19 protein-coding genes are annotated in these 22,621 nt (G+C 64.8%); 8 read left to right on the top strand and 11 right to left on the bottom strand.

The genetic code is table 11. From position 1 onward, the window contains the following. Positions 1-309 precede the first annotated feature (309 nt). The 3 genes from C8J46_RS05820 to C8J46_RS05810 all read right to left on the bottom strand — a co-directional run bounded on the left by C8J46_RS05820 (position 310) and on the right by C8J46_RS05810 (position 3,395). Entirely contained in the window at positions 310-828 is a 519-nt protein-coding gene (locus tag C8J46_RS05820) for a thioredoxin family protein (protein WP_132736875.1), read from the bottom strand. A gap of 5 nt (positions 829-833) precedes the next feature. Further along, a complete protein-coding gene (locus tag C8J46_RS05815; protein ID WP_132736151.1) occupies positions 834-2,540 on the bottom strand; it encodes a DEAD/DEAH box helicase in 1,707 nt (568 codons plus the stop codon). A 372-nt stretch (positions 2,541-2,912) separates the two neighbouring features. Next, entirely contained in the window at positions 2,913-3,395 is a 483-nt protein-coding gene (locus C8J46_RS05810; RefSeq protein WP_132736149.1) for a hypothetical protein, read from the bottom strand. A gap of 76 nt (positions 3,396-3,471) precedes the next feature. Here C8J46_RS05810 and C8J46_RS05805 point away from each other — a divergent pair, with 76 nt between their 5' ends. The 3 genes from C8J46_RS05805 to C8J46_RS05795 all read left to right on the top strand — a co-directional run bounded on the left by C8J46_RS05805 (position 3,472) and on the right by C8J46_RS05795 (position 6,394). After that, positions 3,472-4,944, top strand: a complete 1,473-nt coding sequence (locus C8J46_RS05805) for an FAD-binding oxidoreductase (protein WP_243643236.1) — start codon at positions 3,472-3,474, stop codon at positions 4,942-4,944. Positions 4,945-5,006: 62 nt separating this feature from the next. Then, positions 5,007-5,789, top strand: coding sequence for a SapC family protein (locus C8J46_RS05800; protein WP_132736146.1), 783 nt, complete (start codon positions 5,007-5,009; stop codon positions 5,787-5,789). An 11-nt stretch (positions 5,790-5,800) separates the two neighbouring features. Next, the gene (locus C8J46_RS05795; protein ID WP_132736143.1) at positions 5,801-6,394 is read left to right on the top strand and encodes a cytochrome b; all 594 of its coding nucleotides are present in this window, start codon (positions 5,801-5,803) and stop codon (positions 6,392-6,394) included. 328 nt (positions 6,395-6,722) lie between these two features. Here the strand turns inward: C8J46_RS05795 and C8J46_RS05790 are convergent, their stop codons facing one another. The 4 genes from C8J46_RS05790 to C8J46_RS05775 form a co-directional block, all read right to left on the bottom strand. Next, on the bottom strand, positions 6,723-7,793 hold the full coding sequence (locus C8J46_RS05790; protein WP_132736140.1) for an AI-2E family transporter: 1,071 nt from the start codon (positions 7,791-7,793) through the stop codon (positions 6,723-6,725). 98 nt (positions 7,794-7,891) lie between these two features. After that, entirely contained in the window at positions 7,892-8,176 is a 285-nt protein-coding gene (locus tag C8J46_RS05785; protein WP_132736137.1) for a hypothetical protein, read from the bottom strand. Positions 8,177-8,282: 106 nt separating this feature from the next. Next, positions 8,283-9,509, bottom strand: a complete 1,227-nt coding sequence (locus C8J46_RS05780; RefSeq protein ID WP_132736134.1) for a multidrug effflux MFS transporter — start codon at positions 9,507-9,509, stop codon at positions 8,283-8,285. 208 nt (positions 9,510-9,717) lie between these two features. After that, positions 9,718-9,990: a hypothetical protein gene (locus C8J46_RS05775; protein WP_132736131.1), complete on the bottom strand. Its 273-nt coding sequence runs from the start codon at positions 9,988-9,990 to the stop codon at positions 9,718-9,720. A 311-nt stretch (positions 9,991-10,301) separates the two neighbouring features. Here C8J46_RS05775 and C8J46_RS05770 point away from each other — a divergent pair, with 311 nt between their 5' ends. Then, positions 10,302-11,558, top strand: coding sequence for a glycoside hydrolase family 130 protein (locus C8J46_RS05770; RefSeq protein WP_243643263.1), 1,257 nt, complete (start codon positions 10,302-10,304; stop codon positions 11,556-11,558). A 15-nt stretch (positions 11,559-11,573) separates the two neighbouring features. Here C8J46_RS05770 and C8J46_RS05765 read toward each other — a convergent pair whose 3' ends face one another. From C8J46_RS05765 to C8J46_RS05750, 4 genes are all read right to left on the bottom strand, one after another. Then, complete coding sequence (locus tag C8J46_RS05765; RefSeq protein ID WP_132736125.1) at positions 11,574-12,692, bottom strand: glycosyltransferase 61 family protein; 1,119 nt, start codon at positions 12,690-12,692, stop codon at positions 11,574-11,576. A gap of 108 nt (positions 12,693-12,800) precedes the next feature. Beyond that, the gene (locus C8J46_RS05760) at positions 12,801-15,833 is read right to left on the bottom strand and encodes a glycosyltransferase (RefSeq protein ID WP_132736123.1); all 3,033 of its coding nucleotides are present in this window, start codon (positions 15,831-15,833) and stop codon (positions 12,801-12,803) included. 104 nt (positions 15,834-15,937) lie between these two features. Beyond that, positions 15,938-17,023, bottom strand: coding sequence for a polysaccharide biosynthesis/export family protein (locus tag C8J46_RS05755; RefSeq protein ID WP_243643235.1), 1,086 nt, complete (start codon positions 17,021-17,023; stop codon positions 15,938-15,940). A gap of 168 nt (positions 17,024-17,191) precedes the next feature. After that, positions 17,192-17,863: an ABC transporter ATP-binding protein gene (locus C8J46_RS05750; protein ID WP_132736117.1), complete on the bottom strand. Its 672-nt coding sequence runs from the start codon at positions 17,861-17,863 to the stop codon at positions 17,192-17,194. 68 nt (positions 17,864-17,931) lie between these two features. Here C8J46_RS05750 and C8J46_RS05745 point away from each other — a divergent pair, with 68 nt between their 5' ends. Genes C8J46_RS05745 through C8J46_RS05730 form a run of 4 tightly spaced genes read left to right on the top strand, consistent with a single transcriptional unit; the run spans position 17,932 to position 22,597 of the window. Continuing rightward, complete coding sequence (locus C8J46_RS05745) at positions 17,932-19,227, top strand: glycosyltransferase family 1 protein (protein WP_165886468.1); 1,296 nt, start codon at positions 17,932-17,934, stop codon at positions 19,225-19,227. Next, positions 19,217-20,563, top strand: a complete 1,347-nt coding sequence (locus tag C8J46_RS05740; protein WP_243643234.1) for a glycosyltransferase family 1 protein — start codon at positions 19,217-19,219, stop codon at positions 20,561-20,563. Before C8J46_RS05745 ends, C8J46_RS05740 begins: the two co-directional genes overlap by 11 nt. Next, positions 20,564-21,367 carry an ABC transporter permease gene (locus C8J46_RS05735; protein WP_207894113.1) on the top strand — a complete coding sequence of 268 codons (804 nt, stop codon included), beginning with the start codon at positions 20,564-20,566 and terminating at the stop codon, positions 21,365-21,367. A gap of 57 nt (positions 21,368-21,424) precedes the next feature. Further along, complete coding sequence (locus tag C8J46_RS05730) at positions 21,425-22,597, top strand: lipopolysaccharide biosynthesis protein (protein WP_207894112.1); 1,173 nt, start codon at positions 21,425-21,427, stop codon at positions 22,595-22,597. Positions 22,598-22,621: the final 24 nt, after the last annotated feature.

Here is a 22,621-nt window from a genome sequence, read left to right as displayed (position 1 = left end):
CATAGAGAGCCGGTTCATGCCGCGACCAAATGGCGGACGACGGATCTCAGACTTTACAAGCAAGAGACGCGCGCTGGACCGCTTCGCAAGGGCGAGGAGAGTGTCGAACGAGCATCGACCGCCAGCGAAAGCTCGCACGGTAAAGCCGCCTCGGACCGGTTCCCTCTCCCATCGGGGAGAGGGAGAGACGCCGAAGGCGGCGATAGGTGAGGGCAAGCCAAACAGGGCGAGTAGCGGAGCGGACGAGCCCCATCGCCCGCCTCAGACTAGCGAAATGCCCAATACCGAAACGCCCTCAAAAACTCACGATCAGGCCGCCCACTTCGCCAGCCAGTCGGCGAGCGCCTGCGGCCCCATCGACCGCGCATCCGCCAGCTCGGTCTCATGCCCTGCGTTCAGCAACCGGTTGCTCCGCGGATCGACCACCAGCACCGCCGGCACGCCCTTGAGCCGCCCCTTGATGCCGTAACCCGCCGCGATCTGCCCGTTCTTGTCGAAGCGGCCGATATCGACCGTCACCACCACGAACTTGCTGTCGACGAAGCGCTTCATCTCCGGCAGGTCGATCGTCCCCGCGAGCAGACGGCAGTCGAGGCACCAGTTGCCGCCGAGATCGATCAGCAACCGCTTGTGCGTCTTCAGCGCGCGCGCCCGCGCCGCCGCAACCTGCGCATTGGCATTGGCCGCCTCGTCATACGGCAGCGGCAAGGGCTGTGGCAGCTTGTCGAAGCTCGTGGTGTTGACGTGCGGCGCGACGACTTTGGCGCGGGGCGCAGCGGGGGCGGCCACGGCAGTCGCGAGCAAGGCAAGCGCGGCAAGACGGCGCATCGACATCATTCATATCCTCCGATCACGGCATTCAGGAAGCTCGGGAACGGTCCGTTCCAGCCATCCGCCGGCGTATCGGCGACCGGTTGGCGGCGACCACCGGTTGGATCCGCAGGAATGCGCTCCGTCCGTGGCGGCTCGACCTTTGCCGCTTCCGAACGAACAGGTTGCGAGCGAGGAGGTTCCGACCGCACCGGCTCCGTCCGCACCGGCTCCGTCCGCATCGTCTCCGTCCGCGCAGGTGCCGCGCGAACCGGTTCAACATACGCCGGTTCGACCTGCACCGGGTCGACCCGTGCCGGCTCCGCAACGCGCGGCTTCACCGCGGGCACGGGCTCGTCGATCGGCGTACGCTCCCAGCGAGGACGCTTGGCCGCCGCAACCGGCTCGGCCGCAGCCAGCACCTCGGCGACGATCGCAGGGGCCACCGTATCCGCCCGTGGCACCCGCCGCGTACGGGGCCGATCCGACTCCTCGGCAGCCGCCGCAACCGGCACCGGCGTAAACGTCTCGGACCGCGCGCCGCGACGCGGCCGTGCGCGCCGCGCCGTGCCATCGTCTTCGGTCGCAGCAGCAACCGGCGCCGTCTTCGGCTCGGCAACTTTCAGCCGTTCGATCGTCTGCCCGGTAAGTTTCTCGATATTGACGATATTCTCGGCATCGTCCGGCGCGACGAATGTGTACGCCGTCCCCGTCGCTCCAGCGCGACCGGTGCGGCCGATCCGGTGGACATAGTCGTCCGGATGCCACGGCGCGTCATAGTTGAACACCGTCGACACGCCCTTGATGTCGAGCCCGCGCGCCGCGACGTCCGACGCAACGAGGATCGTCACCGCGCCGGTCTTGAACAGCTCGAGTTCGGCCAGCCGCTGCGGCTGTTCCATGTCGCCATGGATCTCGCCCGACTTGTAGCCCGCCTGCTTCAGCACCTTGTTCAGGTCGCGCACCGTCGTCTTGCGGTTGCAGAAGATGATCGCGTTGGTCACCTCTTCCTGCGCGAGAATGCGGCGCAGCGTATCGCGCTTGGCGGTCTGGCTCGGCACCGGCACCAGATACTGCTTGATGTTGAGGTTGGTCGACGCCGGGCGCGACACCTCGATCGTCTTGGGATTGGTCAGGAACTTGTCCGCCAGCTTCTTGATCGGCGGAGGCATCGTCGCCGAAAACAACAGCGTCTGGCGCTGCTTCGGCAGCTTGGTGCAGATTTCCTCGATGTCGGGGATGAAGCCCATGTCGAGCATCCGGTCCGCCTCGTCGATCACCAGCATCGAACAGCCGTTGAGCATGATCTTGCCGCGCCCGAACAGGTCCATCAGCCGGCCTGGCGTCGCGATCAGCACGTCCACGCCCTTCTCGAGCGCGGCGAGCTGGTCGCCCATCGAGACGCCACCGATCAGCAGCGCCATCGAGAGGTTCGAATTGACGCCGTATTTCTCGAAATTCTCCGCCACCTGCGCGGCGAGTTCGCGCGTCGGTTCGAGGATCAGCGAGCGCGGCATCCGCGCGCGGCTACGGCCATGCGCGAGAATGTCGATCATCGGCAGCACGAACGACGCGGTCTTGCCGGTGCCCGTCTGGGCGATACCGATGATGTCGCGCATCATCAGCACGGACGGGATCGCGCCGGCCTGGATCGGGGTCGGCTCGGTATAGCCGGAGTCGGTGACTGCCTTCAGCAGTTCGTCGGAGAGGCCGAGATCGGCAAAACTCATGCAAATGTCCGGTAAATAGAGGGTGAAATGCACTGCCCTCAAGCGTTCCGGCGCTCGCCGATTTGGCGACAAATGTCAAGGAAACGCGGTGAATGGAGGGTGGGAAGGGGCGGCGGGCGGGTAAACGTCAATTACCTGCTGCATTCACATAGCTTGAACGCGGTGCGTATGCGTGAATTCACCAGACGCACCTCCCCGGCGAAGGCCGGGGTCCAGTTGGAAAGGTCGCAGTAACGAACGGTAGCGCAGAGTTGGCAACGTCACCCAACTGGACCCCGGCCTTCGCCGGGGAGGTGGTTGTAGGGTGCGGGCGCTCGTCGAACCGAAACAGGATTTTCGAACAGGCAGTGTACGCGTTCCGAAGCGACCGACCTACTTCTTCTTCGCCCGCAAGCTCTTGAACCCTTCGATCTCGCAGCGTGAACCCGATCGCATGCGGATCGCGTCACGGCCCTTGCAGATCATCCCGTCCGCGCCCGGCCGCAGATAGAACCCTGAATAATAATCGAGCGGCTTGCAGTCGCCATCGAGCCGCGCGCGCAGCCGCGTCGTATCGTCCATCACCAGGTCGACCGCGCCGTCCTTGTTGAGCATCGCACCAGCAATTTCATCGACCGCGATGCATTTTGGACCCTTATGCTCCTTCCATTCGGTCGGCGGCGCGTAGGTACGGACGGGGGCTCGGCTCATCCGGGGCACACGGATGATGATGCGTTCGTGAATCGAGACCTGCGCGACCTGCGTGCCGTCCAGTTCGAATCCCGAAGACAGGCCGGACGACGGTACATCGCGCAATGCCACAGCAAAGGGGCCCGCGAGCGCGAGCAGGGTGGCGGGTATCGCGGGGTGAATCATGGTGTCTGGATCATGCTGACGTAATCGTTAGGGCCTATCGTTGAACGCGCGATGAATTTTGTCTAGCGCCGCGTACATGGCCGAAATTCAGTCAGCAATCCTGACGCCTTCGCAGGCGGCAATGCTTAAATCGCTCGCCTGGCAGCTCGACGCCAAGGCGATCGTCACCGACCCCGCCGATATCGATCCTTGGCTGCACGACTGGCGCGGTCGGTTCCATGGCGCTGCGCCCGCGCTGCTCGCGCCGACCTCGACCGCGGAGGTCGCGCTGATCGTCAAGGCCGCCGCCGAGCACCGCGTCCCGCTCGTCGCCCAAGGCGGCAACACCTCGATGGTCGGCGGCGCGACCGCCCCCCCCGACGGCAGCGCGCTGATTCTGTCGCTCCGCCGCATGAACCGCATCCGCAGCCTCGACACCGACGCCGGGCTCGCCATCGCCGAGGCAGGCGTGATCCTCGCCGACCTCGATGGCCCCGCGCAAGGGAAGGGCTGGCGCTTCCCGCTGACGCTTGGCGCGCGCGGCACCGCGACGATCGGCGGGCTCGTCTCGACCAACGCCGGCGGTACGCAGGTGCTCAAGTTCGGCACCATGCGCGGCCTCGTCGCAGGCGTCGAAGCGGTGCTCGCCGACGGGACGATCCACGACGGCCTGTCCGCGCTGAAGAAAGACAATCGCGGCTACGACCTCGACCAACTCTTCATCGGCGCGGAGGGGACGCTGGCGATCGTCACCGCCGCCACGCTCCGCCTCGCCCCCGCAATTGCAGCCCGCGGCACGGCGTGGGTCGGCATCGCGTCACCCCACGCCGCGCTGAAACTCCTGCGGACGATGCAAGCGAGGACCGACGCGATCGAAAGCTTCGAGATCCTCCCCGCCGAGTCGCTCGACGCCGCGGTCGCGCACCTCCCGAACGCCCGCGCGCCGCTTGCCGGCCGCCACCCCTGGCACCTCCTGATCGAGGCAACCTCCGCCACCACCGATGGCGAGTCCCCCAGCGCACTCCTCGAACGCCTGCTCGGCAAAGCCCTCGAAGACGGCGCCATCGAAGACGCGACGATCGCCCCCAGCGAAGCCCAGTCCACCGCCTTCTGGCTCCTCCGCGACTCGCTCTCCGCCGCCGAACGCGCGCTCGGCCCCGCGACGCAGCACGACATCTCGATTCCGGTCGAGACGATGCCCCGCTTCATGATCGAGGCGGCGGCGGCGTGCGACGCGCGCTTCCCCGGCACGCACGCGAGCGGGTTCGGCCATCTCGGCGACGGCAACGTCCACTTCCACGTCCGCGCCGCGCCCGGCACCGATCCCGCGCACTGGTACGCCGAGGACGCGCCGGTCGTCACCCGCTTCGTCGGCGATCTCGTGACGGCGGCCGGCGGCTCGATCTCGGCGGAGCACGGCATCGGCCAGATGAAGCGCGACGAACTCGAACGCCTCTCGTCGCCCGCGCGGATGACCGCCTTGCGGGCGATCAAGGCCGCGCTCGATCCGCTCGGCATCCTCAACCCCGGCAAGCTCGTCACACTTGCACGCCCGCCCGGCGCACCATAGAGCCTCGCCCCAATCGGTGGCATGAGCCACCGGCATTTCGACCGACCGATCCGGAGAGTAACATGGCCAGCACCGCCCAGCTTCCGCTTTTCTATAATGGCCTCGAGCCGCTTTCGAGCGACACGCACGCGAATTTCAAGGTCCGCCCGCAGGACAGCGCGCCGTTCCTGGTCGGCCAGCACGCGATCCCGATCACCGTCGACGAGTTTCCGCTGGTCCAGCGTCACATGCCGATCGTCTTCTCGACCGGTGACGACGCCATCCCGCTCGCGCTGATGGGCCTGAACGAGGGCGTCAACGTGTTCGTCGGCGACGACGGCAAGCTGACCGAGACCACGTTCTACGTGCCCGCCTATGTCCGTCGCTACCCGTACATGCTCGCGCGTCTGCACCCCGATGCGCAGGAGCTGTCGCTCTGCTTCGATCCGACCTCGCCGACGCTCGGCGAGTTCGAGGACGGCGATGCGCTGTTCGAGAACGGCCAGCCGACCGAGCTGACCAAGAACATCCTCGGCTTCAACGAGTCGTTCGAACAGGCCGGCGCACGCACGCAGAACTTCATGAACGAGCTGCGCGAGCTCGAGCTGCTGATGGACGGCGAAGTCACGATCCAGCCCGACGGCGCCGAGCAGCCGTTCGTCTATCGCGGCTTCCAGATGATCAACGAGGAAAAGCTGATCGACCTGCGCGGCGATGCACTGCGCAAGATGAGCAAGTCGGGCATGCTCCCGCTGCTGTATGCGCACCTGTTCTCGCTGTCGCTGATGCGTGATATCTTCGCGCGCCAGGCACAGCTCGGCCAGACCCCGCAGCCGCAGATGGCCGCGCCGCAGTTCAACGTCTGAAGGACACGTACATGACGGCAGCGCGGGATAGTTCGGAGCGCTACTCGCCGGAGCGGCAATCCTCGGAACGCTATTCGAGGGTGGCGATCTGGCTTCACTGGACGATCGCGCTGCTCGTCATCCTCAACCTCGCGGTCGGCTTGTTGCACGATTCGGTGCCGGCCCTCCGCGCGTGGATGGGCGCGCACAAGGCGCTCGGGATGACCGTCCTTGTCCTGAGCGTCGCGCGGCTCGCATGGCGTCTTGCCAACCGCCCGCCGCCGCTGCCCGCGCTGATGCCGGCCTGGGAGAAGGGCCTCGCGCACGCTGCGCACGCGGTCCTCTACGTCATGATGATCGGCATGCCGCTGACCGGGTGGCTGATGGTGTCGGGCTCGGCGAAGCGCGGTCCGTTCAACTGGTTCGGCCTGTTCGACATTCCGTATCTGCCGGTGTCGACGGCAACCGGGCATTTCGGCCACGAGGCGCATGAGATTCTCGGCTGGATGATGCTCGCGCTGGTCGTCGCGCATAGCGCGGCTGCACTGCGCCATCACCTGCTGCTCCGCGACGAGATCCTGGCGCGAATGGCACCGGCGTTCGCCCGCAAGAAAAACGCGATCTGAAAAAAATTCGGTGTGCGCCGCAACAAGGGTTGAACCAAATCGGGGCTCACCCATTTAGATCGTGTACGGCATCGTGTCCCCCCCTTTCGCGGCGCCGTACGGTACGCTTCTAGCGTACCTCCTCCCTGAACCTAGGCCACTCCGTGCGTCATGCACGGGGTGGTTTTTTTTGGCCTGCGGATGCGGGGTAGGGACTGCGGCTGCGTTCCAGCCGACACTCCGGCGTTAACGAGTACAGCCGCGCTCAAAACCGATCCTCCCCCTAGCGGGGGAGGACTTGAAAACTGCGCTGTGTCGCGGGACAACCAAGGCAAGCCGAGGCAGTGGCTCAGGCGTCGGGCTCCGGCTGTCCAAGCCGCTGTTCGGTCAGGATCTGCCATCCCGCCAGGAACAGCGCCGCGACCACGGGGCCGACGACGATCCCGCTCAATCCGCAGATCTCGATTCCGCCCAGCGTCGTGACCAGCACGACATAATCCGGAATTCCGGTGTCGCGACCGACCAGGATCGGCCGCAGGATATTGTCCGCAAGCCCGATCACCACGACCCCCGACACGATCACCGCGACACCCTGCCAGATCGCACCCGTCGCCAGCAGATACACCGCGACCGGCACCCACACGATCGCCGGCCCCAAGGCGGGCAGCAACGAGGTGAGCGCCATCAGCAGGCCCCACAACAGCGCCGCCGGCACGCCGACCAGCCAGAAGGTCAAGGCGCCCAGGCCACCCTGGACGAGCCCGACGATGACCGATCCCTTGATCGTGGCGCGCACCACCGCGACGAACTTGCCGACCAGCCGCTCCGTCACCGACCGCTCCAGTGGCAACGCGCGACAGATCGCCGGCCCGACGCGGTCGCCGTCGCGCAGCAGGAAGAACGTCACGTACAGCGCGATGCCGAACGCCAGCAGGAATGCGAACGCATTGCGGCCGATCGACAGCGCCTGTCCGGCGATCGTCCGGACGCTGTTGCCCAGCGCGCCGGAAATACGCGATTGCAGCCGTTCGAAGCTGTCGATCCCGGACTTGTCGACGAGCTGCTGGAGCCGCTGCGGCAAGGCATCGTGGATCTGCTGGAAATAGGCGGCAAAATTGATCTGGCCGCTCTGCATGCTCGTATAGACCGAGGACGCCTGGTCGATCATCAGGCTCGCGATGATCAGCGTCGGGACGACCACCGCGACGAAGATGATCAACATCGCCAGCGAGGCGGCGAGGTTGCGCCGCTCGGGCCAGCGCTTGAGCAGCTTTTGATACAGCGGCTGGAACAGGATCGCCGCCAGCGCGCTCCATAGCAGCGCGGCCGCGAAGGCGGATACCACCACGCCCAAGGCTATGGTGATGATCGTCAAGAAGAGGAGGAATCCCCCGTTCTCGATCCGGCCCCTGTTCGTCATGTCGCCCACCCTGTTTCGCCAGTCCGGTCGACATGTCCCGGCCGCCGTCTCGCATCACGTATAGAAAAATCCCCCCGGTCGTGCCGGGGGGATCAGTATCAGCGGAGCTTCTCGCTGCCGTTGACGAGGGCCGCCTTCTCGCTGGCCGGCATCGCCTGCGCGTTCACGTCGGCGTCGTCGATCGCGTCGGCCTGCTGGTCGCCGCTCTCGCGCACGGCCTTGGCCTGGTCCTCGAGGTTGTCCGCCTTGGCTTCCAGCGCGTCGGCACGGTTGTCCGCTGCGCCTTCGACCTGGCTGCCCAGCTTGTCGTCGCCCTTGCCGCCGCAGGCTGCGAGCGGAACGGTGAGAGCAGCCATCATAAGCGCTACGGTCAGTTTCTTCATGATCGGATATCCTGTTGGTGTTGTGTCGACGCAAACCGTCACGGTGACGTAACGGTTCCCAACGCAGCGATCCTTCTGAAACAGTGTGATCTTTTTGCACTACGCCTCAGCGCAGCGCGGCCTCCCGCTGGAACCAGAAGCGCCCCTCGACCAGATACACGATCACCAGCGCACCGAGGCCGATCCCGAGATAGCCGATCGCGAGCGGGAAGGTGGATCCGTCATAGGCCTGGCCGATCAACGATCCGACCACCACCGCGCCGACGCTGGTGATGAATCCCTGCACCGACGATGCGGTCCCGGCGATATGCCCGACCGGCTCCATCGCCATCGCGCCGAAGTTCGATCCGCACAGGCCGATGCACGTCATGCTCAGCGCCTGGATCGCGATGAAACTCCACAGCGTCTCCAGGCCACTGGCGATCACCGCGAGATGGACCAGCGACAACGCGATCAGCGCGAACACCCCGGCCTGCGAGATCAGTCGCGTGCCCAGTCGCTCGACCAGCCGACTATTGGCGAACGACGCACAACCCATTGCGAACGCGCAGACCGCGAACAGCATCGTGAACCGATCGCCCGCACCGAACTGCTCACCGAAGATCTGCTGTGCCAGCGACACGAAGGCGATGATCCCGCCGAACGTCAGCGACGCGGCGGTCGCATAGCCGATCGAATAGCGATTGGTGAGCGTCAGGCGATAGGCGTTGCGTAACGACGTCAGCGAGATTGCCGTCCGTCGCTCGATCGCCAGCGTCTCGGACAACCGCATCGCCGCCCATGCCAGGACGAATGCGGCGAACGCTGCCAGTGCGTAGAAGATGAACCGCCACGGTCCGAACGCGAGCAGGATTTGTCCCAGGCTGGGTGCGAGGATCGGCACCAGGAAGAAGATCATCTGCGCGATCGACAGCGTCTTGGCCATCTGCCGCCCGGAAAAGCGATCGCGGACGATGGCGACGGCGAGCACGCGAGTCGAGGCCGACATCAGTCCTTGCAGGATCCGCGCACAGATCAGCGCGGTGAAGGTCGCCGAACTCGCCGCGAAGATGCTCGCGCCGACGAATCCGATCAGCGTCGCGAGCAGGATCGGGCGGCGGCCATAGCGATCGGCGAGCGGCCCGTAGACCAACTGGCCGATCCCGAAGCCGAACATGTATGCGGTGATGATCCACTGCCGCGAATTGGCGGTCGCGGCATGAAGCTCGGCCCCGATCGCCGGCAGCGCGGGCAGCATCAGGTCGACCCCGAGCGCGTTCACCGCCATCATTGCGGCGATGAACGCGACGAATTCGCGACGACCAAAGGTAAAATGGGTAAGCGGCTGCGTCATATCCCCGCGCCTACTGGTTAATGTTGCACCGCGCCATAATCGATCGCACCACTTCACAATCCTCCCCCGCCAGGGGGAGGTGGCAGGCAAAGCCTGACGGAGGGGGAGGACACGGAACACAGGTTGGCGCCGACCCCTCCTCATCTGGAAAGCGCCAGCCCCTCCTTAGCCGGGGAGGAGCATACCGACTCGATACCCCCCACGCGCGCTATCCCGCGACCGGCGTGTCGCTCCGCTCCACCGCAACGATATCGACGTGATAGCTCTTCCACCCCCGCGTCGCCGCGGCCTCGACCGCGAGATTCTTGGTCTTCTTCGCTTCGCCAAGCGACTTGCTGTGTCCCCAGAACACCTCGGTCTTGCCGTTGGCGAGCACCGCGACGATCCGCCAGTAATGCGTCAGGTCGAGCGCGGTGGGCCCGATCGTCTTGACATAGCCGTCGGGCAGGACTGCCGTGAGGTAGAATTTACGCTTGGCCATCGCGACCTGCTACAAGCGCGACGGCCCGAACGCATCCGTGAAAAATGCCGTTCCCGTATCAGCCATGACGTGCGGCGACCGGATTTGGCAAACGGCGCAGGGATCGAATTGGCGCGTGCAGCGCTCCTCCTGAGACTCCTTCCGAAGGGCCGATGATGACGACACCCGACGCTGCTCCCACCAGTCTTCCTGCGACGAAAAGTCCCAATACGGCGGCTTCGGCAACGACCCCGGCAACGACTGGCGCCGACTCGCATGGGATCGACTTCAAGGCAGCGGCCGTCGTTTTCACCAAGCTCGATGTCGAACTCATGCCCGATCCGTCGCGGACCGTGATCCGTCCGTTCAGCTTCGCCTATCCCGCCGCGTTCGACGATGGGCGGCCGTCGCGCGTCCATGCCGTCATCGATCGTGTCCGTGCGCTCGATCCGGCGATGCGGACGCGGATGCGCGCGCTGCTCGCGGCACCGATGCGCGAGCGGCACCGCAATGCCGATCGCGTCTTCCTGCGCCGCTTTGCGGAGATCCGTGACGAGATCGGCGCGGGCGATTTCGACGATGACGAGCAGTGGCTGATCGGCGCCTATTTCAGCCAGGAATACGCGTTCGAATCGGCGGCGTTGTTCAATCCGAGCATGGTCCGGTTGCCCGACGACGCGCTCGACGGGCGTCCGACCGAACCGGGCGCGGTGCGGTTTCTGCTGTCGCTGCGCGGGATCGGCGAGGGGCATATCTCGTCGGTGACGTTCCGGACCGGCGAATGGGGGCCGGGCGATCGTCTCGTACTCGATCCGCCGAGCGCGAACGGGGTGCCGCCGCAGATCGAGCGGACCGAGGCGGACTGGGTGCGGCTGCTGTGCGAGGATAGCCAGGACGTCTCCGAGACGGTGATCTTCCCGATCCTGCCCAGCCAGCATCAGGGGATCGAGGATCTCCGCATGGTCACCTTCACCGATCATGACGATGTGCAGAGCATCATCGGCACCTATACCGCGTTCGACGGCAAGACCGCGCGGCAGGAGATGTTGCGCGGGATCGATATCCGGACGTTCGAGATGCGGCCGCTGGCGGGGTCGATGACCGGCTATAAGGGGATGGCGCTGTTCCCGCGGCGGATCGACGGGCAGTTCGTGATGCTCGGGCGGCAGGACAGCGAGAATATCTGGCTGCTCCGCTCGGACGATCTTTACACCTGGGACAGCGGCACGCCGATCATGGCGCCGAAATATCCGTGGGAATTCGTCCAGCTCGGCAATTGCGGGTCGCCGATCGAGATCGACGAGGGCTGGCTGGTCTTCACGCACGGCGTCGGCATGGTCCGCGGCTATTGCATCGGCGCGTGCCTGCTCGACAAGGCGGACCCGTCCAAGGTGCTCGCGCGGACGCCGTCGCCGCTGCTGTTCCCGTCGGCCGAACAGCGCGGCGGCTATGTCCCCAACGTCACCTACAGCTGCGGCGGGCTGCTCCAGGATCGCCGGGTGCTGCTGCCCTACGCGATCGGCGACGAATACAGCGCCTTCGCGGTCGCCGAGGTCGACGACATCCTAGCCGCCATGGTTCCCGCCTGACGGTCCCCTCGGGGCTCAGCCAAGCGCCCCGAACAATTTGCGTATGATTCCTGTATCAACCGAAAAATCCCGCCGATCCACCGGGCGGGCGTCGGTGGAGACGGTCGGGCCGACGGCGGCGAGATAATCCAGTTGGCGGTGGTGTGCGAGATTGGCGAACAAGGTCGCATTGCCCTCCCGCCCTTCTGGAGCAAGTTCGATCAAAACGCTGCCGGGACGCATGAAGACCGCATTGGCGAGCCCGGCGCCCAGTGGCCCTGCAATGGCGTCCGCGCCGGAAAAAAGCTTAACCTGATCGTGAAAGGCAAGATGTTGCGGCTCGACGGTTTCGAACCCGTGCTCGGCAGCGATCTCCATGATCTCGGCCTCGTTGATCAGTTTGCGCGACCCCGCACCGGCGCGGGTAATGAAGAACCGGCGTCCCGATGGTGCCGCTGGCGCATGCCGCTGGCGTATCTCATCCGCCATGGCGAATGCGTGCGCGCAAAACGTATGGATGTTGCTCAGTCCGCGCGCCGGCATCAGCAACCGGGCGCATCGTGTGATGCCGTCCGCCTGCGTCGCGCACCTGTCGATCGGTTGCAGCGCCGTCAGCATGTCGGCCATCCACGGACGTAACGGTGGCAGCCAGACCGTCGTGTCCGCCGCCAACCCCTCGCGCTGTGCCAGCCACAGCCGCGGCATCGCCTCGAGCAACCAGTGAAAGTAGTTCAGGTTGGTTTGGATGCCCACGACCAGATGTGTTCCCGGTAGCTCGGGCCCGCCGACAAGGTCGATCGAGAAAAGACGATCCGGGTGCTCGTGAAATCCGTAGCGGGCAAGCGATCCGAAGGCGCGGAAGCTGTCGCTGAGGATGCGATGATCCTGATCCGCAACCAGAAACCCTTCGGTGAGGATCGCACCATGCGGTAGCGCAACGACGAACGAAGGCGCCAATCGCGTAGTCGCGCTCGGCCCCGAACGGATGTCGTGTTCGCGCACTACGTCGGCGACGCGCGGATCGATCGCGAAGAATACGGGGGGCTGGCGTATCACCGGTGCGCTACCCGGCAGCGTGACGCGCGTGGCTTGACCTACGGCAGTCGACAGATCACCCGTTGTAGGAATGCCATCGCGGTGGAACAGGTGATACATCGTATCAGGTACAAACTGAGAGTCGGTGATCGTCGGTTCCTTGCAGGAAACGTTGTGACGTACCTGTGTCTATGATCGCCGTCCAATCCCAGCCGGCGAACTGTTTCGTCATCCTGCGCTTCCCTCGATCTGGAGGTCGGTGAATACGCATCGGTTCTTCGCTACTTGTGCGTACAATGCCCCATAGCGGTCTGCCATCGCCGAGGTGTCATAGTGACGGCCGACCGTGTCCTGCCAATGGACGGTCGCCATCCGGGCCGCATGGATAGCATCGGGAAGCGCCGCCAGATGAGCAAGCCATTGTGCCAGATCGGCAGCTGGAATGCCGACGTGGTGCAGCCACCCGGCGCCGGACTCCTTGATCCGGTCGCCCACCGCGCCGATGTCGAAGCCGACCACAGGCAGTCCTGCTGCCCAGAGCTCGGTCAGTGTGTGACAATAGGTCTCTGCCCATATCGAGAAAATGGCCCCGAGGTGTGGCGCAATCTCGGCCACCCGGGCGGCGAACGCATCGCGCTGGTACCGCCCATGCAGGACCAGTCCAGGGCGCGCCGTCATGTGACCCGAGTCGCCTAGCACGTGAAATTCAAACGTGCGCCCGCCGTCGATCTCCGCCACGGCTTCTATGAGGATGGACCCTTTCGCGGCGGAAAGGTTGCCGGGTACGAGAATCTTGAGCGGCATACCTGGTTGCCACGGCGCGGCGATGCCGAAATCCGTAAAGGTCCGGCCATGAGGAATGACCTCAAACGGTCGATCAGCGAGATCGGGCAAGGCATCGAGAATAATCTCCCGCGCGGTCGGGCTTGTCGTGACATACGCATCACAGTGGCGAAGCGCCTCGTTCATCATCGCGCGCCAGCGATGGATGAACTGATGCTTCAGGTTCGGAAACGCATCGGCCGGCCATAATTCGGGACGACACCGACCTGGTCCGGGCGTGCAGCGGCCACCGCAAAACACCATGTCCTGATCAAGCAGTTTCACCGTCGGGCACAGCGTATAAAAATCGTGAAACGAGAAGACTGTCGCGATCCCCAGTCGGCGGCACGTTTGGGGGAGGGTGGTGCTGTGCCACGCCATGTGTCGAATATGCACAAGATCGATCGCGTGCCGGGTGAGCATGTCGGCGACGATCAGGTCGTATTCGCTCGAGCGGTGGACCAGCGGATCGATGCCGCGGTGCAAGTCTGCGGTCTCGACCGGCACCAGCGCGCCCTCGTGCAGCCGCGACAGCTCGAGCTGGACCGTATCGCAGCGTAGCAGCCACGGTTCGAACCGATCCTCGATCGCGGCCATCAGGTCCTGGTTGGTCTGTGGCGTGCCCCCCGACTGCGTGGCGATCACATACAGGATGCGCGGTCGCGGCGCGGCCACGACGTCTGCCACCGCGCGCCGGATTCGCCAGCGCATCGCCAGCATGTCCCGACCGCGCGAGAACACGCCGATCCGTGCCTTGTATTCGGGATAGCGTTCGTCGACCATCAGCCGCCCCGCCGCATACAGCGCCGTCTTGGCCGTGCCGAAGCTTGCCGACCCCTCATGATGGACGAAGGTGCGGTCATCGACGACGTTGCGCAGCCCGGCATGATCGGCGCGCATCGAAAAATCGTTCTCCTCGCCATAGCCGCGCGGAAACGCAGTGGCATCGAGCGTCCCGATCCGGTCGAGCGCGTCGCGGCGGATGAACAGGCAAAACCCGTGTCCGGTCGGCACCTCCGGTCGCAGCGTCATCGCCGATTGCCGGACCAGCCGTGCCATGTCGTCGAAGGAGAAGCCGGCGGGGACCGGATTGGCGGTGCCGGGCTCCGGCACCGAGAAGGCGCCTGCATTGTCCGACACCGCCGTCGCGGTCGCGACCGACCGGCCGCTATAGGCCGCAAGGCGCAGACCCTGGAGCCACCCGACGGTCACCTGCGTATCCGAATTGAGCAGGACCACGTCGTCGGTGCCGGCAAGCCCGATCGCGCGGTTGACGGTACGCGTGAACCCCAGATTCTCGGGATTGCGGTGCACCTCGACGTTACGCAGCGTGGCCGCGGTTTCCAGGATTTCGGCGATCGCCGGATCGGTGCTGCAATCGTCGATCAGGATCAGCCGGCAGGGTATGTCGGTGCTGCGGCAAAGCGCGGCGATGCATGCGGCGGTATCGTTGGCAGCATTGTAGATCGGGACGATGATCGTCACGCCGCGCTCGTCGAAATCGGGCAGGATGTCGAGGATCACCGACGGCAGGAGCGTACGCCGCTCCGGAACGGGCATATCGATCGCGCCGCGGATCGCCACGACCTCATCCAGCGCATGGACGGCAACATGCGCGCTGGTCGCGCCGGTCATGCTGATCGACGGCATCTCGAAGCGAAACCCGCCTCCCGCCGCGACGATGCCCTTGGCGACGAGATCGGCGCGGTACCGGTCGGCGACTCCGGTCGCATAGCGGATGCCATCGATCCGCATTTCCACCCGAAGCGTCCCGTCCGAGCGGTTGGCATCGGCTGCCCAGCCCCGTGCCTCGCTCAGCGTGACGCGTTCGAGTTTGCCGTGGACCAGCTGCGTACGGACGAGGGTCGCCGCGCCGACGATGTGCGTGCCGGCCCGCAACAGGATCATGTCCGGGCCCAAGGCCGTGGCGGACGAAGGTGTCGCGCGCGCGCGCAACGCCTGCAGCGACACGCGGAACCCGTAGTTCGGAGCGCTGCCCGGCACGATCTGCATCAGATCGGGGCGATCGATTGCCGGGTCGATAGACGCGGTCAGGTTGCCATCGAACTGGAGCGTCACTGGCAGGCCTACTGCGACGATCCAGCCTCCCACATCGTCGCTGCCGGCCACCTCGATGTGACCGAGCGGCGCCATGGGACGCACCGCGTCCGCCGCAATTTTGAGCGGCTTGCCTGTGATCGTCGCCGTCACATGCGTCCCGTCGGCGATCGGAACCGGCAGGCAAACGCGAAATGCACGCGCACCGATCGCGGCCAGATCCTCGCGATACGCTGTTTCCGTGATCTGGACGATGCGCTGTGCGATGCCGTCGAACGAAAGCGTCAACGGGCCGGATCGCAGCGCCTCGTCGTTGGCCCAACCCTGCACGACCACGCGATCCGCCAGGCATTCCAACGCTTCGATATAGCCCGCGGTCATTGGTCTTCGCTGCTCCGTTCGCTCGCTTGGTATCCGGAGCCGACAGGACACGGTCGTCCCTGTCGTTGCTCGCTCCGGCCTCGTTCTCGTCCGTGCGTCAGCGGTTACTGGGTCAGGCTGCGGGCAAGCGCGAGCGGCGTGAAAAGCTGACCGATGATTTGCGTCATCTTGCCCGGTGCATTGGCTGCGGCGCTGGAGACGTAGATCACGTCCTTGTCCTGCATCTCGACCCGCTGCGAGAGAAAATAGCTGTCGGCGCGGATCATGTTGAGGCGGTAGACGATCGGCTTGGGCTCGGCACCGAGCGAGGTGTCGTACCGGAACAGATAGACCGCGGCCGGGTCTGCGGTGCGCTCGCTCGGGCCTCCGATCCGTGCCATCGCTTCGGCCAGCGAAAGCGAACTTGCGCCGAACGCGACCTGCGAGACTTTCTCGGTTGCACCGAACACCAGGAATGTCCGTGGCCGGTTGAACAATTCGATCCGGTCGCCTGGCAACAACGCGATATTCTGATCGCCCGACGCGTTGATTTCGCTCAGTCGCGTTTCGGCAGAGCGCGCGCTGCGGGTAACGCGCACGATCATGTCGTTGGGCTGATTGGTCGTGCCGCCGGCGCGCGCGATCGCATCGAGCAGCCGTTCGCGCGGCAAGCCCAGTTCGAACCGGCCGGGTGTGCGTATGTCCCCCGAAACATAGAATACGTTGAAGGCGTTGGTTTTGACCGCCACGACGACCTGAGGGCGTTGCGACAAGCCGATCATGCCCTGTTCGATCGTCCGCTCGACCTGACCAGGCGTCTTGCCGACAACCGACACGCGACCGACATACGGTAGCTGCACGTTGCCGGACGAGTCCACGCGAACGGTAAGATCGGTCCCCGATGCCGATGGTGTGAAACTGCTTTGGGCGGCGGCGCCGTTGCCACGCGTGAACAGAGTCACGCCAACTTCGAAAATGCCGATCGACAGCGTGTCGCCGGGGCCCAGCGTGTCGGTACGGCCGACTTCGTCCAGCGTCGCGAGCGGCGTGGTGGTGGCGCCGTGGATGGCAAGACGCGCGGTGGTCGCCGCGTCGATATCGACGATCTGGAATCCCGTTTGGTTGTCCTTGGTTTCCGCGCGCCGGATTTGTGCCGAGGTCGGCCCGGCGGCAGGTAGGGTCGAGCACCCCCCGATTGTGCCAAGTCCCACAGATATAAGGATGATCCTGGTCGATTGGATGATGTATCGTCGACGCCTTTTGTAATTTTCAAATGTCGTCATCGATAAGTCTTTCAATAGACTGGCCGAAGATATCTAACTATCGGCCTATGTTTACCGATGTACCGTTAAATGAGACCAAAGATGAAAACAATCAAATCAACGGGGTGATGGTGGAAAGCTTTGTAGTCTATGGTGCACGTCGGCAGCTTCCTGAATCGTGTCATAGAGCGTGACGACGCCGCCAAATACCACCGCGCCACGATCGCAATATCGAAATAATGCGTGGGTATCGTGTGAGACCATGACTAGGGTTCCACGGTCACGGCGTGCGGTAAGTGCCTCTTCCGACTTGATTCTGAAACGTTCGTCTCCAGCGCCCGTAATTTCATCGACGATGTAGCAATCAAAGTCTATGGCGAGGGAGACGCCGAACGCAAGACGTGCGGACATGCCTGCCGAATAGGTATTGACAGGTTCATGAATATAGGAACCGAGTTGCGCAAAATCCTGAACATAGTCGAGCAGTTCTTGCGGATCCCGGCCATAGATCCGGGCAATGAAGCGGGCATTGTCAGCGCCGGTAAGCCCGGGTTGGAACGCACTGGCATAGCCGATCGGCCAGGATGTAGTCATGGTACGTTTGATGATGCCAGACGTTGGCGGCTCGACCCCCGAAATCATCCGCATCAGAGTCGACTTTCCGACGCCATTTGCGCCACATACACCAATACTATCGCCGCGTTTTATGATCATGTTGACGTCGTTCAGAACCGGGTTCTGAAAGCCGCGACCATGATATTTCTTGTAGACGTTCTCGAAGGCGATCATCGCGTCGAATGCTCCGCATGGAAGGGATGACATCTGGGGCTGTACTCGACCAAGCCCTCCATAAGAAGGTGAAGATCGCCGTCGACGCGCGATTGGCAGGAACTGGCGGTACGGGGGTTGCGAGTTATCGTCGGGCGGTGCTCGCCGCGCTCGCCGCGGCGGGCCGTACCACGCTGGCCTTGCGCGATGACTCCATCGGCCGCTTCGGTGCGCCGAGCACGCGGCGGGCGGCGGCATCGCGATGGCTCTCGGCATGGTCTTCGCGACCCCGCAGCGTTTCTGCACGACCCATTGCGGCCGGGCGGGCACCGGTACGCGCAACGTCGGACGGCGAGACCGCGGGCTTGTGGCGGCGCGACATCTTCAGGCTCGCGCAGGTCCATTTCGCGCGGCACGGTACGCTGTTGCGGCTCACCCCGCCGGAGCCGGTCGGCATCATGCATTGGACCTATCCGATCCCTGCCCTCGTCGAGGGCTGGATCAACGTCCACACCGTGCACGACGTGATCCCGTTGCGCCGGCCCGATCTGTCCGCCGTCGCTGCGGAGCGATTGCGCGCGTGCCTGATGGCGATCGCCGCGCAGACCGACCGGATCGTTACGGTATCCGCCTGGGCGCGCCAGACCTTCCTAGAAATGCTGCCGATTCCGTCGGAATTGATCAGCGATTGCGGCGGCGGGTTGGTCGGGCTCGCCGGAACGCAGGAGGCGGGCACGCCGGGTTCCGGCGACACGCCTAGCGCTCGTCTCGGGCGTAGCGGCGGCGTCTTGCCGTACGATCTGCGCCCAGACGGCTATCTATTCTTTTGCGGAACGATCGAGCCGCGCAAGAACCTCGCCCGGCTCGCGGTCGCGTGGCGGGCCAGCGGCTGCGGCGTGAAGCTGGTGATGGCGGGGCCCATTGGTAGCGATGGCGCTGATGGCGATGCGTTGCGCTGCGAGCTCGAACGCGCCGGCGTGCTGGTCCTGCCGTACCAGGACAGGTCGGTGTTGATCGACCTGATCCGCAACGCGCGGGCGCTCGTCTGCGTGTCGCTGGAGGAGGGGTTCGGCTTGCCGGTTGCGGAAGCGATGGCGCTCGGAACGCCGGTCCTCACCTCCAACGGTGGCGCGCTGGCGGAGATTGCAGGCGGCGCCTGCTTGCTGGTCGATCCGGTCGATGCACAGGCGATCGCCGAAGGGCTCCGGCGGATCGTCGCCGACGATGTTCTGTGTGCCGCGTTGACGAGGCGCGGGTTGGCGCGAGCGGAGGTTTTCAAGCCGCTGGCGTTCGGCCGGCGACTGACGCCGCTGTACGACCGGCTGATCGACGCGCGGATCGCCGAAGGCGTGTGGCCTGAATTGGAGACCGCGGGTGAACGCTGACGTGCGGATCGCGATCGACGGGTTCAACCTCGCCTTGCCGCATGGCACCGGGGTCGCGACCTATGGCCAGGCTCTTGGCGACGCGATCACGTCATTGGGCGCGCGCCTGGACGGCGTATTCGGGATACCGGTCGGGATCCACCCGGAGCTGCGCGAGATCCTGTTCTACGAGGCGCTCGGGCGGGGAATTCCGCAAGGCCCCGGGCTCGCGGCGGTGCGGGCGGTGCGGGAGTGGTTCGGCCAGTATCGGCGGACGCAGATGTTCGACGTTCCGATGCGGGGATTGATCGTCCAGGGCGCGATCGCACGGCGACTGCCGCGGTTCGAGCGGATCATGAGTTCCGCCCGGCTGTTCGAGCGTGCCGATCGTTATTTTGCGCGGACCGGACGGTTCCTGCCGATCCGGGTCTCCGATCCGCCGCACATCATGCACTGGACCTACCCCGTGCCGATCCGGATGCAGGGGACGAGCAACGTCTATACGCTGCATGATCTGGTGCCGCTCAAGCTGCCCTATGCGACGCTCGACCGAAAGCGGCTCTATTACCGGATGACCGAGACGATCGTGCGCGAGGCGGACCATGTCTGCACCGTGTCGGAGTCGAGTCGTGACGATGTGATCGCGCAGTTCGGTATCGCCGGGGACCGCATCACCAACACCTATCAATGCGTCTCGACCGCGCAGACACGGCAGGATCATGTCGGCGACGTCACCGCGTTGTTCGGGCTGAAGCCGCGTGGCTATTTCCTGTATTATGGCGCGATCGAACCCAAGAAGAATGTCGGTCGGCTGATCGAGGCCTATCTCGGCAGCCAGGTAAAGACGCCGCTCGTCCTGGTCGGCGCGGGTGCGTGGCAGGCCGACGAGGACCTTCGCCTGCTCGCGACCGGAGCGGCCGGATCGCACAATGCCTTTGGCAGGCGGGTCGCCAGCCAGGTCATCCGGTTGCAGTATCTGCCGCGCGCGTTGTTGCTGCAGCTGATCGAGAACGCCAAGGGGGTGATCTTCCCGTCATTGTACGAGGGGTTCGGGCTTCCCGTCCTCGAGGCGATGCAGCTTGGCACCCCGGTCATAACGTCGGATCGGAGTTCGTTGCCGGAGGTCGCGGGGCAGGCGGCGCTGATGGTGGACCCGTACGACGTCGGCGCGCTGACCGCCGCCATCCTCGCGCTCGATACCGACGACGCGCTGGCGGACCGGCTCGCGGCGGCCGGCACCGAGCAGGCGCAGCGGTTCACGCAGGATCGCTACCGCGCGCGACTCGGGGCGATGTACGACACGATCTTGGCGAAGGCCCCACGGACCGGTCGCCACATGCCGAAGGGGTGGGAGTAGATGGCGACCCGTATCCAACCGCGCGGCACGCTGCGTCGGGGCCTCAAGGTCCAGGGAAACGTGATCGGTGCGCTGATCATGCGCGAATTGCATACGCGCTATGGCCGCGACAATATCGGCTATGTCTGGCTCATTCTCGAGCCGATGATGTTGGCGACGATGATCGCCTTGCTGCATCAGCAGACCGGCGGGCATTTCGGCAGCGACATCAAGCCAGTGCCGTTCGCGCTGATCGGCTATTGCATCTTCATCATGTTCCGCAGCATCTTCGGCCGCGCCGAGGGCGCGCTGGAGGCCAATCTCCCGCTCCTGTATCACAAGACGGTGACGATCTTCGACGTCCTGCTCGCACGCGCGCTGCTCGAAGCCGCGGGCTGTATCCTGTCGTTCATGATCTTGATGGGGCTGGCGGTGGCGACCGGCCTGTCAGATCTTCCCGCACGCCCTCTTTACGTGTGCCTGGGCGTGGCGTGCATGTTCTTCCTGGCCTTTGGTCTTTCGCTCATCGTCTGCGCTTTTACGTTCGAAAACAGAGCGATGGGACGCTTGGTGCATCCGATTGCGTACATCATGCTGCCATTGTCCGGTGTCTTCATCATGATGCAATGGGTGCCGGCAAAGTTCAGGCCGTTCTTTTCGTTCATTCCGATGTCGCATATTTTTGAAATGTTGCGATACGGATGGTTCATCAGCGCGGTGCCGTACTTTATCGACGCATGGTATCTCGCGGGCTGGATATTTGGATCGACCTTGATCGGTCTGCTGGCGATTGCTGCCGTCAAGCGCAAGATACATATGCCGTGATGATCCGTGACGGCGCTATACTCGGCCTTTACTGGCGGTCCACCCTCGGAGAATATCATGGTGCACGGTTTCATGTCCCCGGCGACCGCCGCACCGGCGGCGCTGCCGAGCCTCGGGGAGCGATGGCGTCAGGCCCGCACGCAATATGGCTGGTTCTTCGTCGTGGTGCTGCTGCCGTGTCTGGCTGCCGCGCTCTATCTGTACGGCTTTGCCGCGGACCAGTATGAGTCCGAAGCGCATTATCTGGTGCGCGCGCAGGGCGCGCCGGCATCGAGCGGATCCAGCATGGAAAAGCTGCTCGGGGCGAGCGGTAGCGGTAGCGGCGGCGGTGGCCAGGGCGAGGCCAACAGCGTCGCCGACTTCCTGCTGTCGCACGACGCGGTCGATGCCCTGAGCAAGCAGAGCGCGCTGATCGCCCGGTTCCGCCGCCCCGAGGCCGACGGCCTGAGCCGATTGCCCACCGCCGATCCGACCCCCGAAGCGCTGCTCAAATATTACCGCAAACAGGTCGACGTCCATTTCGACACCGACACCGGCATCACGACGCTGAAGGTCCGCGCGTTCCGGCCGGTCGATGCCTATGTCATCGCCCGCAAGCTGCTCGGATTGGGCGAAGGCCAGGTCAACACGATGAACGTCCGGTCCTATGCCGATGCGGTCAAACTGTCGCACCAGCAACTCGCCGAATCCGAAGCGGCGCTGTCCCAGGTGCAAGCGCGGATGACCGATTTTCGGCAGGACAGCAGGGACGTGAACCCGCAAGGGACCGCCGAAGCGCAGATCGGCCTGGTATCGAAACTCCAAGCCGAACTGTCCGCCGCCCGGTCGCAGCTGGCGACGACGGTCAGCCTGATCGGCACGCGCAACCCGCAATACGCGGCCCTGTCGCAGCAAGTGCGGTCGTTGCAGTCCCAAGTCGCGGCACAATCCGCCAAGCTCGCGGGCGGCGGCAATGCGATCGCTGCCGGGCTGGGCGATTACGAGCGCCTCCGCATGCAGCAGGGGTTCCTGTCGAAACGCTACGACGCGGCCTCCGCGGCTTTCGAAGCGGCACGCCAGCAGGCGGTGCGCCAGCAACTCTACATCGTCCGGATCGTCGACGCGAACATGCCGGTCCGCTCCGAATATCCCAAGCGCGCGCTGTCGCTGCTCACGCTCTTCATCGCGTTGATGGTGGTGTATGGCCTTGGCTGGTTGGTCGCCGCCGGTGTTCGGGAACATGCGAGCTAAGCGCGGCGGCATGTCGTCACGCAG

The sequence above is a fragment of the Sphingomonas sp. PP-F2F-A104-K0414 genome, assembly GCF_004340945.1.
Taxonomy (GTDB): Bacteria; Pseudomonadota; Alphaproteobacteria; order Sphingomonadales; family Sphingomonadaceae; genus Sphingomonas.
This window is presented reverse-complemented; position numbering and strand designations above follow the sequence as displayed.

Bases quoted from the DNA above. Each gene is read 5' to 3' on its own strand.
- C8J46_RS05765 (WP_132736125.1), bottom strand. From the start codon at position 12,692: ATGTATCACCTGTTCCACCGCGATGGCATTCCTACAACGGGTGATCTG.
- C8J46_RS05810 (WP_132736149.1), bottom strand. From the start codon at position 3,395: ATGATTCACCCCGCGATACCCGCCACCCTGCTCGCGCTCGCGGGCCCC.
- C8J46_RS05775 (WP_132736131.1), bottom strand. From the start codon at position 9,990: ATGGCCAAGCGTAAATTCTACCTCACGGCAGTCCTGCCCGACGGCTAT.
- C8J46_RS05760 (WP_132736123.1), bottom strand. From the start codon at position 15,833: ATGACCGCGGGCTATATCGAAGCGTTGGAATGCCTGGCGGATCGCGTG.
- C8J46_RS05820 (WP_132736875.1), bottom strand. From the start codon at position 828: ATGCGCCGTCTTGCCGCGCTTGCCTTGCTCGCGACTGCCGTGGCCGCC.
- C8J46_RS05785 (WP_132736137.1), bottom strand. From the start codon at position 8,176: ATGAAGAAACTGACCGTAGCGCTTATGATGGCTGCTCTCACCGTTCCG.
- C8J46_RS05790 (WP_132736140.1), bottom strand. From the start codon at position 7,793: ATGACGAACAGGGGCCGGATCGAGAACGGGGGATTCCTCCTCTTCTTG.
- C8J46_RS05735 (WP_207894113.1), top strand. From the start codon at position 20,564: ATGGCGACCCGTATCCAACCGCGCGGCACGCTGCGTCGGGGCCTCAAG.
- C8J46_RS05805 (WP_243643236.1), top strand. From the start codon at position 3,472: ATGGCCGAAATTCAGTCAGCAATCCTGACGCCTTCGCAGGCGGCAATG.
- C8J46_RS05780 (WP_132736134.1), bottom strand. From the start codon at position 9,509: ATGACGCAGCCGCTTACCCATTTTACCTTTGGTCGTCGCGAATTCGTC.
- C8J46_RS05750 (WP_132736117.1), bottom strand. From the start codon at position 17,863: ATGATCGCCTTCGAGAACGTCTACAAGAAATATCATGGTCGCGGCTTT.
- C8J46_RS05730 (WP_207894112.1), top strand. From the start codon at position 21,425: ATGGTGCACGGTTTCATGTCCCCGGCGACCGCCGCACCGGCGGCGCTG.
- C8J46_RS05800 (WP_132736146.1), top strand. From the start codon at position 5,007: ATGGCCAGCACCGCCCAGCTTCCGCTTTTCTATAATGGCCTCGAGCCG.
- C8J46_RS05770 (WP_243643263.1), top strand. From the start codon at position 10,302: ATGCCCGATCCGTCGCGGACCGTGATCCGTCCGTTCAGCTTCGCCTAT.
- C8J46_RS05795 (WP_132736143.1), top strand. From the start codon at position 5,801: ATGACGGCAGCGCGGGATAGTTCGGAGCGCTACTCGCCGGAGCGGCAA.
- C8J46_RS05815 (WP_132736151.1), bottom strand. From the start codon at position 2,540: ATGAGTTTTGCCGATCTCGGCCTCTCCGACGAACTGCTGAAGGCAGTC.